At 59.6% G+C, this 12,574-nt stretch carries 11 protein-coding genes and 1 pseudogene; 5 read left to right on the top strand and 7 right to left on the bottom strand.

Going from position 1 to position 12,574, the window contains the following annotated elements:
* The first annotated feature begins 71 nt into the window (after positions 1-71).
* Positions 72-1,181: a calcium:cation antiporter gene (locus HPT29_RS24995; RefSeq protein WP_259060979.1), complete on the top strand. Its 1,110-nt coding sequence runs from the start codon at positions 72-74 to the stop codon at positions 1,179-1,181.
* A gap of 242 nt (positions 1,182-1,423) precedes the next feature.
* Here the strand turns inward: HPT29_RS24995 and HPT29_RS28955 are convergent, their stop codons facing one another.
* A complete protein-coding gene (locus HPT29_RS28955) occupies positions 1,424-1,786 on the bottom strand; it encodes a DUF6894 family protein (RefSeq protein ID WP_173946614.1) in 363 nt (120 codons plus the stop codon).
* A 688-nt stretch (positions 1,787-2,474) separates the two neighbouring features.
* Between HPT29_RS28955 and HPT29_RS24985 the strand changes: the two genes are divergently transcribed.
* The 3 genes from HPT29_RS24985 (at position 2,475) to HPT29_RS24970 (ending at position 4,727) form a co-directional block, all read left to right on the top strand.
* On the top strand, positions 2,475-2,873 hold the full coding sequence (locus HPT29_RS24985) for a PRC-barrel domain-containing protein (protein WP_173946613.1): 399 nt from the start codon (positions 2,475-2,477) through the stop codon (positions 2,871-2,873).
* 1,087 nt (positions 2,874-3,960) lie between these two features.
* Complete coding sequence (locus tag HPT29_RS24980; RefSeq protein WP_173946612.1) at positions 3,961-4,098, top strand: hypothetical protein; 138 nt, start codon at positions 3,961-3,963, stop codon at positions 4,096-4,098.
* Between the two features lie 257 nt (positions 4,099-4,355).
* A complete protein-coding gene (locus HPT29_RS24970) occupies positions 4,356-4,727 on the top strand; it encodes a hypothetical protein (protein ID WP_259060976.1) in 372 nt (123 codons plus the stop codon).
* 68 nt (positions 4,728-4,795) lie between these two features.
* Here the strand turns inward: HPT29_RS24970 and HPT29_RS24965 are convergent, their stop codons facing one another.
* Positions 4,796-5,503 carry an IS6 family transposase gene (locus HPT29_RS24965; RefSeq protein ID WP_173946611.1) on the bottom strand — a complete coding sequence of 236 codons (708 nt, stop codon included), beginning with the start codon at positions 5,501-5,503 and terminating at the stop codon, positions 4,796-4,798.
* Between the two features lie 51 nt (positions 5,504-5,554).
* Between HPT29_RS24965 and HPT29_RS24960 the strand changes: the two genes are divergently transcribed.
* Positions 5,555-5,878 carry a diguanylate cyclase gene (locus tag HPT29_RS24960; protein ID WP_173946610.1) on the top strand — a complete coding sequence of 108 codons (324 nt, stop codon included), beginning with the start codon at positions 5,555-5,557 and terminating at the stop codon, positions 5,876-5,878.
* A gap of 315 nt (positions 5,879-6,193) precedes the next feature.
* Here HPT29_RS24960 and HPT29_RS24955 read toward each other — a convergent pair whose 3' ends face one another.
* The 5 genes and pseudogenes from HPT29_RS24955 to repA form a co-directional block, all read right to left on the bottom strand.
* Positions 6,194-6,859, bottom strand: coding sequence for an FABP family protein (locus tag HPT29_RS24955; RefSeq protein ID WP_173946609.1), 666 nt, complete (start codon positions 6,857-6,859; stop codon positions 6,194-6,196).
* A gap of 96 nt (positions 6,860-6,955) precedes the next feature.
* Positions 6,956-8,605: an IS66 family transposase gene (locus HPT29_RS24950; RefSeq protein ID WP_173946608.1), complete on the bottom strand. Its 1,650-nt coding sequence runs from the start codon at positions 8,603-8,605 to the stop codon at positions 6,956-6,958.
* A 101-nt stretch (positions 8,606-8,706) separates the two neighbouring features.
* Positions 8,707-9,327 (bottom strand): annotated as a pseudogene (locus HPT29_RS24945) (IS66 family transposase); the annotation flags it as partial.
* Positions 9,328-9,824: 497 nt separating this feature from the next.
* Entirely contained in the window at positions 9,825-10,979 is a 1,155-nt protein-coding gene (gene repB, locus HPT29_RS24940; protein ID WP_173946607.1) for a plasmid partitioning protein RepB, read from the bottom strand.
* Between the two features lie 2 nt (positions 10,980-10,981).
* On the bottom strand, positions 10,982-12,223 hold the full coding sequence (gene repA / locus HPT29_RS24935) for a plasmid partitioning protein RepA (protein WP_173946606.1): 1,242 nt from the start codon (positions 12,221-12,223) through the stop codon (positions 10,982-10,984).
* Positions 12,224-12,574 lie beyond the last annotated feature (351 nt).

The following is a 12,574-nucleotide window of genomic DNA, read 5'->3' as shown; positions in this document are numbered from 1 at the left end:
TCCTCATCTCACCTGTTGTTCGTGTCGAAATCTTCAAATCTCAGACCGTTTCAAAACCGGGGAACAAAGGTATGTTCAAGCTCAGCAGGTTGAGGCTCCATTCAGTCTGGGTGCTCCCTGCGGCCGCGCTGTTGTTCTTTGCGCTCGCCTCCATTTACGGCTTGAGCGGTGACACCATCTCCTCGCCAATTGGGATGCTTTTTGCCGCCGCACTGATCCCTCTCCTGATCGGCACCGTGTTCGCGGCGGTCCACCATGCCGAGGTCATCGCGCGCCGCACGGGAGAGCCCTACGGCACCCTGGTCCTCACCGTTGCCGTCACCGTGATCGAGGTTGCACTCATCGCCTCCATCATGCTGAGCAGCGACAGCAGCCCGGTGCTTGCTCGTGACACAGTGTTTTCGGTGATCATGATCGTTAGCAATGGACTCGTCGGCCTATGCATCCTGCTCGGCGGGCTGCGTTATCGCGAACAAGGCTTTCGGGTGACGGGCGCAAGTGCCTACCTCGTCGTTCTGATCGTGCTCGCAACCCTCACCCTCGTTCTGCCGAACTACACGCAGGCACGCCTCGGGCCGCTCTATTCGCCCAGCCAACTCATCTTCGTGACCCTGATCACCCTGGCTCTCTATGGCGTGTTCCTCTACATCCAGACTGTGCGCGACAGGGATTACTTCCTTGTGCTCGACACAGAGGGTCTGGGCGCGAGCTCGGAGATGCCTCGAAACCGCTCAGTTCTGGTGAGCGCGGCTCTGCTCGTCCTCTCGCTCAGCGCCGTCATCCTGCTCTCGAAGATGTTCGCTGCTGTCGTGCAGGCGGGTACGATACTCGTCGGCGCTCCTGAAGCTGTCATAGGGGTCTTTGTGGCCCTGCTGGTTCTGCTGCCGGAGAGCGTCGCGGCGGTTCGGGCGGCACAGGCAAATCAGCTGCAGAAGAGCCTCAATCTGGCTCTTGGCTCGTCACTGGCCACCATCAGCCTGACGATTCCCACGGTTGTGGCAGTCAACCTCACGCTCCAGAAGGACCTCGTGTTGGGGCTCGATGGCGAGGACACCGTGCTGCTCATGCTCACGGCTGTCACGAGCCTTCTCACCTTCGGTACCGGGCGGACCAACATTCTCTACGGCTTCGTCCATCTCGTGATCTTTGCGACGTTCCTGTTTCTCGTGTTCGTCCCTTAGAGGAAGACGTCGCTCAGGATTAGTGCTCGTCCACCTCTGATCAGGGGACGGGATTTCCCCGTCTCCATAGCCCCGCCGGCCGTTAAGCTTAACCTTCGAAGCCAGAGCGGGTTGCCCTTCCAGGCGCCTCACTGCTTTCCGGATGGCGTTGACAACATCCTGAGCGGTTTCGAGAAAACCTTTGCTCATACCGGCCTCACTGTCTGCGCCCCGACTACCCTGAGGCGGTTGATCCGCTCCGCCTAACCACTCGGCCTGGGATCCAGCGCTTCCGAGAACATCATCGTCAAGACGGGCTGATTGGCTCTGTCCATGATCTCGATCTGCCAGCCTCGCCGATCCTCGCCCTTTTGATCCCCTTCTGCGATCATGTCGCGAACCTTAGCGGTGGCAGCAACTCGCATAGCCTGAAGGTCAGAATACACCTCCCCTTCGGGATCCTCGATCACACCGCCCTCGGTCCGGACGTTGAAGTAGTAGAGAGCCGGCTCTCCCTTGGATGGAGGGTGCGGCTTTCGCGAACGGTGAGATCGGGGCGCACCGCCCTCATCATCCCACCGTTTGAGATCCTGACGCTGGCTTGGCTTCTTAGGATCTTGGCTCATGATCACATTATAGGGCAGCGAGCCGGCTTTTTGATATCCACCCCCAGCATGAGGCGATCGATGGACGATAACTCGTCCTCTCCCACCGACGGCCGGCCAACCGCGATCATTATCTGCAACGACGTGCCTATCGTTCGGAGCCGAGGACCCTCCAGACACTTCACGCGTGCCTCAGCAGCCTGTGCAGATGCCTCTCGTGAGAATCTTCATCTTGCGATCCCAAATCCGTTCCTGCGCCTCGGCCTTGGCCCGGGCAGCTCTTGCCATCGTGGCGGATTCCTCGGCCGTATATAGCCTTGACGATGACACTTTTGGGGGCGTTGCGCCCGGCGCAGCTCTGCTTTCGGCCGAGATAGAGTGGGGCACCATGAACAGGGCAAGCACGGCTGTTGCTATCATGATCCGCATGGACGCTCCTTGAGGAGCGCATCGGGCAGCTCCGAGCTTGTATATGGTGAGGCCAAGCCAATTCCCCAACAGAAAGTCTCACTACCCTAACCTGATGCCTGGATCGATTCATGCTTCTTCCGTTGTTTGTCGCGGCATTTTCCGTCAGCAGAGGGGGCCAGACGCCCTGCCCTTGCGCCAGACTATGAGTCTCCCGATACACGGCCGCGGACAACGCTCCTCAATCGGCCACTATCCTGGGCAAGGTTGTCTCTGGGCTTCAATTCAGGGACAGGCTTCCATGCGCTTATCTGCGATTTTCCTTCTCGTCACTCTCGCTTGGTCAGGTGTCGCTCATGGTCAGAGCACCCCGCCAGCCTCAAGTGCACCCAAGTTCATTACGATTAGCAACAATGCCCTTCTGAGTTCACGGCTGATCGGCCTGAACGTCCAGAGCGCCAGCGGGAAAGAGATGGGCAAGATTGAGGACGTTGTCTTCGAGGGCGGCCAGATCATCGGAGTTGTGCTATCGGTTGGAGAGCTCCTGGGCAGCAGCCAGCGCTATGTGGCTGTGGACCCATCCGCGATTTCGATCCGGTACACAGAAGGCGAGAATAAATGGCAGGCGACCATGAACGCGGATCTTGAGCAGCTGAAATCTGCCCCGGAGTTCCGCTACGAAGGCAAGTGGAAGCGCTGATCTCCTCGCCGACATCATGGCACCTTCCTACACCACGGGAACGCACCAAGCTTTGACACACGTCTATTGTGGCAGCTCCGTTTCCCAACCCATGCGGATTGCTGATGATCCGGATGATCAGTCCACACGCGATGATCTCGCGTGCGGTGCAATCTTCAGGACTCTGACTTTGCAGAGTTCCCTATGACGTCGGAAATCGGATGACATGGCCGTTGAGCCGCATCGTCCCCACGCCAGGACCTTCCTGTAACTGTGATTCCCAGACAACCCGGTCATAGCTCTGGTCGGCGCTCCGGATCTGATACTGGGGCTCCCGGTTTCCGCCAGAGACCAAGTCGACAATCTTGTAGCCGCTCGTCCAAACATTGCTGGGTGCATAATCTTCAGCATAGCTGACGGGCTGTCCTACAGCGTAGCGGTGCGCTCTCATGGTGAACCCCTCTTTGGGAGACGTTCGAAAACAATCGTTGGCATCGGTTGCCACCAGGACCAGCCGCGCACGATGACGAGGTCCATGGCGATTGAGGCTCCGACGAGAGCGGCGATCAACGTGAGGACCAGCGGAATCATTGCTCCAGAGCACGTAGGATTTGTTGAGCACCTCTTCCATCATCTCAGTGAAAGGGGCGTTTTTCCGGCCCCTTCCAAATGCCCATCTTGTACACAACGAGGCAACCGGCGATCAGCAACACGGAGAAAAGTGTCTGGCTTAACATTGCGGAGCTCCTCCGATAGTCAGGCAGACTGCTAGGTAAAAGCGCCTAGTCATCAAGCGGACCATCAATCAAGCAGCATACTCGTTTGTAAAAACATTAGATACAACAACCACCTGTTTTGCATTTTATTTATTGGGGCGGATGTAATTCTCTTTTATGTCTCTATGTTAGTTAGGACAGGCTCATTATTCGCGGCTATTTATATTTCCGGCCAACCTTGGCCTGAGAGGATGTGTTCTGCGAGGAGGCTCTCCATGTGCCTGAGCAGAAGGCTCTCAGCGCGCAAGGGCAGAACGTGAGACGCCTGCAAGTACTCGAGACAAAGCCTTGCCGCTGACCCCAGCAATCGATCCGGTTCACAGGAGGCCATGATGGCCAAAGGACAAAAGCGCAGCAATCGGGAGATCCGAAAGCCCAAGGCGAAGAAGCAGCCGGTAGCTGAGGCGACGCCGGTCGTGATGACCAGGGGAATGCTGTCCCCGATCAGTCCACCGAAGAAAAAGGGATGAGGTGCACATCATGGCGATCCGAACCACTGAGACGACGGTCACTTTCACGCGCCCGTTCACGTTGACCTCTCTCGACCGCCCTCAGCCAGCAGGAACCTACCGGCTTGTGACAGATGAGGAAGAGATCCTCGGTCTTTCATTCCTGGCCTTCCAACGCACAGCCACAATGCTGCACATTCCGGCGATCTCGTCCTTGGGTAGTCCGACTCAGGTTTTCCATGTCAGCTCAGCAGAACTCGCAGCTGCCCTGGAGGCTGATGGACAAGCGCAGCCCCAGACTCGATAGCTCACAGGGGTCGGTTATGCACTATCTCGGCAGGCTCTCAGGAAATGGCGCACTGCGGTGCAACGGCGTGCACATTGCACGGGCATCCTATGATTTCGATGGCTTCGTCACGAAACCGCTCGGAGTTACGTGTTGCGGCGAAATCCAGCTATCTGCCGCCATTCTCAAGGACGTGTTCGGCCGCAGGGACGTCCAGCTCCTCACGGACGGTGGCCGCCTCCTCGATCTCAGGTTCTCTGAGAAAGCACTGCGTTCGGCAAGCGACGTTGCCCACGTGGACGTCACGGGCGAGCTGCCAGCCACCCCACAGAGCTGGCGCAACGAACCACCCGACCAACGCTAGGGCACTGTCAACTTGACGCAACATGGACAAAGCTGGCGCGAGTAGAACCGTGAGGTCAGCTTCGGTTGCTACGTGAGGGCAATACCAGTCGCATCGCGCCACGTAGCGAAGGCGCGATCCCGCGCAGCCCGGTGCTCACTGGCGGAGAGGCGATGACGGCGGAGCTGGAAGTGATTGTGGATCGGAGCATGAGTGGCGAGAAACTGCTGGGCCTGCCGGACTGACTGGAACCGCCGCATGTGGCGCTCACGTCGTCGGGTTGGTTGGTGCGAGACTTCACAGCGGTTGTTCAGGTATCGGCTCTGCCGATGTTCAACACCCGGCAGGATCTCGCGTTTGGCAGCGCCATAGGAGCCAAGTTTGTCCGTCACGATGACTCTGGGCGTGTAGCACAAACCCTTCAGCAGCTTGCGAAAGAAGCGCTTCGCCGCCTTCGTGTCGCGGCGGCTCTGGACCAGGACGTCGAGCACGTTGCCGTGCTGATCAACAGCTCGCCAGAGGTAGTGCAGTTTGCCGCGGATGCGGACGAACACCTCGTCCAGAAACCATTTGTCGCCAGGTTTCGGCCGCCGCCTCTTGAGAGTCTTTGCGTGGGCCCGTCCGAACCGCATGCTCCACGCGCGGATGGTCTCGTAGCTGACGATGATGCCTCGCGCCGCCAAGATCAGCTCAACGTCACGTAGGCTCAGGCTGAAGCAGTGATACAACCAGACCGCCTGGTTGATGATTTCAGCCGGAAAGCGGTAGCCGCGGTACGGGTTGGACGTGGTGCTCATGCCCGAAACCCTGCCATAGGCGCCGACCTATGCCAACTTGACAGTACCCTGGTGCGGCACCGCCTTGGAAACGCCGGCTCGTTCGGCCGGATCGGTGGTGAGGAGTTCATGCTGCTCCTGCCGGGCTTGGACATCGGCGAGGCGGAGGAACTGCTTCACAGGCTCCATGCGGACATCCCACTCCTGCCGCGCGGCAGCGGCCGGTCGAGCATCGTCTACACGGCCAGCGCCGGGCTCACTGCTGCGTCCGCCTCGGATAGCGCCGAGGCGATTGTGCACCGGGCAGATCAGGCCCTTTATCTCGCCAAGTCGGCGGGACGCGACCGGATCACGACCCTGACACGCGAGACGGAGCTGGCCGGCAGGATCGCCTGACGGGCCGCTCATCTTCAGGCAGATGCGCTACCAGCCGCCACGTCGCCTCCTGCGCGGTCGCGCTCCACCTTTACCCAGACCCCTACCCTCCGCTCTCCGACTGTCGTGAATGTCCAGCGAGCAGTTCTCGGTCCCCTGCCCTACCTTCACGGTCACAGCAGAAGCCATATCGATCTCAGCAAGGCTTCTCTCACCCAAGTTATCCAAACCTCGCGTCCCTCCGAAAGCGTAAGCGGAGCAGATTTGGGGGCGCTAGCTTGAACCGTTGTGCAGAGAAGGTTCGCTACGAAGCGACGCCCGCCCGCGCCATTCCGCTCAACCTGCCTTCCGCTTGGCTAAAATCAACGCCAGGGGATTGGGCCTCGCCTCACCGACCCGATGGAGCGTGTTTCGGTCCTGATGAGCAAAAGGTGTGTCCCGGCCATGCACCAGCAGTTCGGTATCGGTCACATAGCTCCAGCTCCCGTCCGGATGGAAGGTAATCGTGATCTTGTAGGTGTCCGTGCGGAACGCCTGCTCCAGAAAGGTTGTCGAGCAGATGCCGTATCCGGTCTGCCCACGGGTCGCCGTCACGACGATCTCGTCGGAATCGGGTGTCGTCTGGCCCGCCGCGAGGGCGACTTGCCCGCGGGGAATGGCGATGGTCTGCATGACGAGGCCGGTCGCCGGCTCCCAGAGCCAATAGCCGACCTGATCGTGGAAGGTGATGTCCTCCTCCTCGGTCGTGATGTGGATGTGGTAGCGCAGGCCGTAGAGCAACTGCGGCCCGTTGGTCTGCGGATCGATCGCCTGGAAGTCGATGGTCTCGATGAACACGCGCCGCTCCGGACCGTCCGCCTTCGGGTTGAGGTCGACCCCTTTGCGTGCGCGCCAGCGCCCAGCCAGCCGCCGCAAAGGACCCAGATTGTTGAGCGTTTCCGGGTCGACGTCGCTGGGTTCGGTGAAAACGTCTGTGAGGGCAGTCATAGGTGAAGGCGTCATGACGGAACCTTTCTGTTTACAGGTGAAGGGACAAGCGGCGCCGACAACAATTGTCCGCCGGGCGGCGACGATGCGGCGGTGGTGTGCAAGGCGGCCTCAGGCTACTCTGATGATGAGGTCGGCGAGCGGCGGGATCCTTGGCCGATCCCCATTCAGTCCCAGTCTGTCCCCGAGATAGGTGAAGAACGCCAGCCCGAGCTTGCGGCAGGTCTTCGACAGCCCCAGCATCACATCACGCGCCATGCGGCCATCCGCACTCATGGTGCCGCCGGAGATCTTGCGCTTGATCACCCAGGCGCGCAGGTCGTTCTCGGAGGCATTGGTGTGCAGCGGGATCTCGGGCCGCTCGAGCACCCGCAGCAGTTCGGTCTTCCTCCGCGCCAGGCGGGCCAGCAAGTCGTCGAGCTCCTTGTAGCCCGTGCGCAGGCCAAAGATCCGGTCAAACTGCCACCGGAAGGCCCGCTCCCCACCTGGCGAGGGGCTTTGCTTCCACAGCTTCAGGCTGCGGTAAAAGCACCAAATCGCCTCGCGGACCAACTCCACCGCCTGGGCCTGCTTGGGCGAGGCCGGCATCAGTTTTTGCAGGTGCCGCTCGGCATGAACCCAGCACAGGGCGTGCGTGGCCACCCGAAACTGGCCGGCATCGTCAGAGACCACGACGGTGTTGGCCATCAGCCCGTGATGCCGGAGCGCCCCCCAGGTGGCGGCTTCGTTCAAGGTTTGGAGCAGGGGCCGGTCGAAGATGTTGATCGAGCACCGCGCCAGCTGTTCCAGCCATTCCAGATCCGAGCGGAACACCTGGCCCTGGAGCTTGGTCAAGCGGGCGATCACGGTGGCCTCGACCAGCTGCCGGCGCAAATAATCCAGCGCGGCTTCGTTGACGACATACTCGTCACAGCCGGACCGCAGCAGCGACAGGAAGTTCAGGCGCGATTTCGACCGGCTGGTGCGAAAGACGCAAAATCGCTCACCGCCGATCTGGGTGGTCACCGCGGCACGGCGAGCATGACGTGCGCCGGTGTCATCAACGGTGAGGTACGGCGAGGCGGTCAGGCCGGCTTGCAGGATCGCGCGGTCTTCCTGTTCGAACAGCTCCAGATCGGTTGTGAGCAGGCGCACGACCTCGCGCTTGGAGATCGCCAGGCCGATGCCGTTGAGCAGATCAGTCAGGCGTTCGGTGGTGACCTGGCCTTGCGTGTGCAAGGCGAGGCAGAACCGGCGCACGCCGGGACCGAACCCGCCGGTGATGCCGGCCGGCAGCGGCGCAATGAGGGTCTGGCCCTCGGGCATCACCCAGCGTTCCCGCTTGTAGCGCACCACCTCGGCAACCAGCACCAGATCCCGGTGCACCACGGTCTTGTAGCCTTTGAAGCGCGAGCCGGCTGGCACTTCGGCCCGGATCGTGACCTCGCGGGTGACCCGATCCCGTTTGGCACCACGGCCGGGGCGTCGTCCCGGTTTGGCAGGCTGCGGCTGGGTGGCTTTGTCCATGCCGGAGGCTTTGAAGGGCGGGCGCGGCGGCAGGTGCTTGAGCCTTGCGATCTCGTCCTTCAGGGCTTGGTTGTCGCGGCGCAGGGTGCTGTTGTCGAAACGCAGCTGTTCGACCTCGTGCTGCAGAGCGTGATTGTGGGTCCACAGCTGCGAGAGATCCTGCTCCAGTCTCTCAATCTTGCCGGCCAGATCCGTGACCAGCTCGCGTAGGGCCCTCGAGGACAGGGGCTTGGTGGGACCACCGGGCGAGTTCATATCCGGATTGAATCACGGATCCTCTTCTGAGGGAAACGGCGCCCCCCAAAATGCCCCGATTACTCCGAAAGCTGTAAGCGGGGCAGATTAGGGGGCGGGCCTTAGGCTGCCCGGACGACGAGGTCGGCAAGGGGCGGGATCTTCGGCTGATCCCCATTCAGGCCGAGCCGGTCCCCGAGATAGGTGAAGAACGACAGCCCGAGCTTGCGGCAGGTCTTCGCAAGCCCCAGCATCACGTCGCGTGCCAGGCGGCCATCGGCGCTCATCGTGCCGCCGGAGATCTTGCGCTTGATCACCCACGCCCGCAGGTCGTTCTCCGACGCATTGGTGTGCAACGGGATCTCGGGACGCTCGAGCACCCGCAGCAGTTCGGCCTTGCGCCGCGCCAGCCGGGCCAGCAACTCGTCGAGCTCCTGGTAGCCCGTGCGCAGGCCAAAGATCCGGTCAAACTGCCGCCGGAAGGCCCTCTCCCCACCCGGCGAGGGGCTCTGCTTCCACAGCTTCAGGCTGCGGTAAAAGCACCAGATTGCCTCGCGCACCAGCTCAACGGCTTTGGCCTGCTTGGGCGAGGCCGGCATCAGCTTCTGCAGGTGGCGCTCGGCATGAATCCAACACAGGGCGTGCGTGGCCACCCGGAACTGGCCGGCATCGTCGGAGACCACAACCGTGCTCGCCATCAGCCCGTGATGCCGGAGCGCACCCCAGGTGGCGGCTTCATCCAGTAGCTGGCGCACGCTTCACCGCGACAGCTAAGCTTTTGATATAGCTAGTTGGTTTCGCAACAGAGGAAGCTAAAAAGGTTCTGACTACGGCGTGGCGTTAGAATGTGCGCTGTCTTCTCGGACGGCATCGTGAGCTGCTTCGTTTGGGAACTGATCACTGAGGCTTGTGTCGGCCTCTCCTCCTCAGCCAAGCCGCTAAAACCTTTGTTTTCGAAGCATTTTCTTGGACGCCGGGATAGCCCTCCCCTCACCCGCTGGTTAACAGAATGACTTAAGAGACGTCTTCAAACGATCAATTGAACGCAATATCAGAGTGTGTACTGAACCTCGTCCGTGAACAGCAAATCCTACAAACTCATGCCCTCCCCTCCTACGCTCGCTGCCGGCTTTGGGAGACAGCGGGAGGAATTGGTCGCCTGCTTTGCAGCTGCAAAGTTCTCTATGCTTCCTCGAATGGGAAAAAGCAGGGCTCTCGCCCTGCCCTGCCTACAATGGTGTCATTCGGCCTTTTGCTGCTCAAATTCGCGGTATAGCTCCGAGAGCCTAGAGACCAGGAATTTCGCGAAATCAGGCTCCTGACGCTGGTCGATCCGAAGGGTGCATTTGGTATCGGTGAAGACGATGTTTGCAAGTGGCCGCCCCTTGGGATCTTCCCAGATTTGGGTTTTAGGCGCTTCCTTCTTCTGCAGTCGCTCAATCACGGCTCGAAAGCGTTCGTCAGAAGGCAAGACTTTGATGCCGTCCTCTCCCAGAGCCTGACGGGCGCGTTTCACCGCCGACTGCTCTTGAAGCAGCTCCATAAGAGCACGCCACCGTGGACGTCCGATCGCTGGGGCGGGTCCGATCGCCTCAATGATATCGATGGGAATCCGAGATCCCACGGCGATGAGAGAGGACAGATCGCCTTCATTGACGGAGAGGGCCTCACGAATGACCTTCCGCTTAAAGCCTTTGGAATTAAGGGCGATAAAGAAGCGGGCTCTTTCGATGAAAGTTAGATCGACGCGAGCGTTGTTTTCCTGCCCCTGAGCAATGACCAGCTCTTCGTCAGTCAACTTACGGATAGTAGCCTTGACCTTTATTCCGAGCCGTTCGGCTGCCTTGGCGCGCCGGTGGCCGTAGGCGATTTGGTAGCGTTCCGCGGCAGTCGGATGAGGACGAACGAGAATGGGTACAATCTGGCCTTGCTCTCTTATAAGAGCAGCAAGCTCGCCGATGGCCTCGTCAGAAATCTCCATCCTATCTCGGACGAAGGAACTATCGAGCTGCTGCGGATCGAGATCGACAATGATCTGTCCGGCCTCGAGCTGCTCTTTTGCCGCTTTTAATTCGTTTTCGACTGCCAGAGATTCGGTGAGCTTGCTTAGAGCGGCTCCGCTGGCGCGATTAATCCCCCATTCTCTCTTCCGTTCGGAATGAGTGATGGCGTTAGGTTGATGAGAAGCTGGTCCCGATGAGTCCTGGACAGGATTCGACGGGATGTCCTGCGTCGTGGATTGTTCTCCCTCTCCCGCAAGTCTCACCATAGGACGCCCGTCGTGATGACGATCGTCCGCGATCAGGTTCGGGAAAGCAGGTAAAGGCTGGTCGGTTGCTGATGCTGCAGCAACTTGAGGCATGAGTCTTCCCAGAACGGATTTCTTACCGGTCATGCTTATGCCCTCCCCCATGTCTTCTTGATTAGACTCTCAATTTCAGCATTTACCTTGTTCATCGCGTCGATTGCTCGGTCGTAGGTCGATTTTGTGAATTGGTCTCGCGAGACTTCGTAGATCGTCTGCTTGTTGATACCGGCGTCAGCGATTGCGGTGCTTTTCAGCATCGGGTTTTCCAAGACAGAATCCGGGAAGAGGCTCCGGAGATACTCGACCATTCCGCTTTGTGGACCGTCGCCTGGTTCATAACGAGTGACGAGGTATCTCATCCAATCGTACTCGACGGTGCCGCCGAAGCCCTTCACCACCCTTAGGAGGTCTGCGGTCATTGTGAGGAACTGAGACATCGACATCACATCGAGCATCTGAGGATGAACTGTTACGAGCAGTGAGGACGAGGCACTGAGAGCTGCTAACGTAAGAAATCCGAGCTGGGGCGGGCAGTCGATAACAACTACATCATAGTTGTCAGCAACCTCGTCGAGCGCCATCGTCAGTCGGGAGAAGAACTTGGTTTCTCCCGGTCGGCGCTTGGTGAGGGCCATTGGAGTTTCGTGTTCGAACTCCATCAACTCGAGATTACCAGGGATAATATCGAGGCCCGGAATGTAGGTACGTCGGATGATCTCGCTCGGATGGCGCGCCTCGTCGTCATAGCGGATCGAGCCGTAAATGGTCTCGTTCGGCTGAACGTCGAATTCGGGTTGGTAACCGTGGAGAGCTGACAGACTAGCCTGCGGGTCGAGGTCAATTGCGAGGACTCTGTACCCATTGAGAGCCAGGTATTGAGCAAGGTGGGCCGCGCTTGTGGTCTTGGCACTGCCGCCCTTAAAGTTGACGCACGATATAACCTGAAGGCGCTCGGTCTCGGATCGATGTTTCAGATACCGCCGCCCCGCCCGGGCGTTCTGATCCAGATAGGTACGCAGGGCATTGATCTCTTCGAGCGAGTACATGCGTCGACCGTTGGGCAGGGTCTCAGGCAGTGGCCCTTTTTCCTCTAAGGCTAGTTGTCGGAGGTACCCGTCATCAACCCCGATAAGTTTGGCGACCTCCCCAGAGGTGAACTTGCGGAGAGTCTTCTGGGCAACTGGCGGGTAGAGGGCTAGGCGCTGCTGATGAAGAGCCTCGGACAGAGCCTTGGCATGCATGTCGATGTAAGCATCGTCGACTTTGGGTGCCGGTGGAGATGCTAGTGCTTCGACCCGCGGGGCGTCCACTTTCAGCTGAGGAACGGCCACATTAACTCTCCTAGTTACGGAAAAATCGCCAGAGGAGCGGCGATTTCCGTGAGGAGAGCGCGAAAAGTCTAAACGAATGGTTAACTTCTGCCATATCTCTCACGAAAGTTTACCGGAAGGCACGTATTCCTCCGTGAGCACCGTCGCAGATGGCCAACTTTGCAGGTGCAAAGGCTGCTTGAGGCCCCCTACCCTTCTATCCCGAAGTTCGCGATTCGCGGATCGGAGCTGCAACGATCTGGGTTCTAATATCGGGTTCAGTTCATTGAAGGTGCGGATTCGGACCAGAGCGCTTCGGACGGTGTGCGTCCCATGGCGATTGAACTGCTCTGGAGAGCACCCCAGGCATGG

Source organism: Microvirga terrae (assembly GCF_013307435.2).
Taxonomy (GTDB): domain Bacteria; phylum Pseudomonadota; class Alphaproteobacteria; order Rhizobiales; family Beijerinckiaceae; genus Microvirga; species Microvirga terrae.
This window is presented reverse-complemented; position numbering and strand designations above follow the sequence as displayed.

Bases quoted from the DNA above. Each gene is read 5' to 3' on its own strand.
- HPT29_RS24995 (WP_259060979.1), top strand. From the start codon at position 72: ATGTTCAAGCTCAGCAGGTTGAGGCTCCATTCAGTCTGGGTGCTCCCT.
- HPT29_RS28955 (WP_173946614.1), bottom strand. From the start codon at position 1,786: ATGAGCCAAGATCCTAAGAAGCCAAGCCAGCGTCAGGATCTCAAACGG.
- HPT29_RS24985 (WP_173946613.1), top strand. From the start codon at position 2,475: ATGCGCTTATCTGCGATTTTCCTTCTCGTCACTCTCGCTTGGTCAGGT.
- HPT29_RS24980 (WP_173946612.1), top strand. From the start codon at position 3,961: ATGGCCAAAGGACAAAAGCGCAGCAATCGGGAGATCCGAAAGCCCAAG.
- HPT29_RS24970 (WP_259060976.1), top strand. From the start codon at position 4,356: ATGGACAAGCGCAGCCCCAGACTCGATAGCTCACAGGGGTCGGTTATG.
- HPT29_RS24965 (WP_173946611.1), bottom strand. From the start codon at position 5,503: ATGAGCACCACGTCCAACCCGTACCGCGGCTACCGCTTTCCGGCTGAA.
- HPT29_RS24955 (WP_173946609.1), bottom strand. From the start codon at position 6,859: ATGACGCCTTCACCTATGACTGCCCTCACAGACGTTTTCACCGAACCC.
- HPT29_RS24950 (WP_173946608.1), bottom strand. From the start codon at position 8,605: ATGAACTCGCCCGGTGGTCCCACCAAGCCCCTGTCCTCGAGGGCCCTA.
- repB (WP_173946607.1), bottom strand. From the start codon at position 10,979: ATGACCGGTAAGAAATCCGTTCTGGGAAGACTCATGCCTCAAGTTGCT.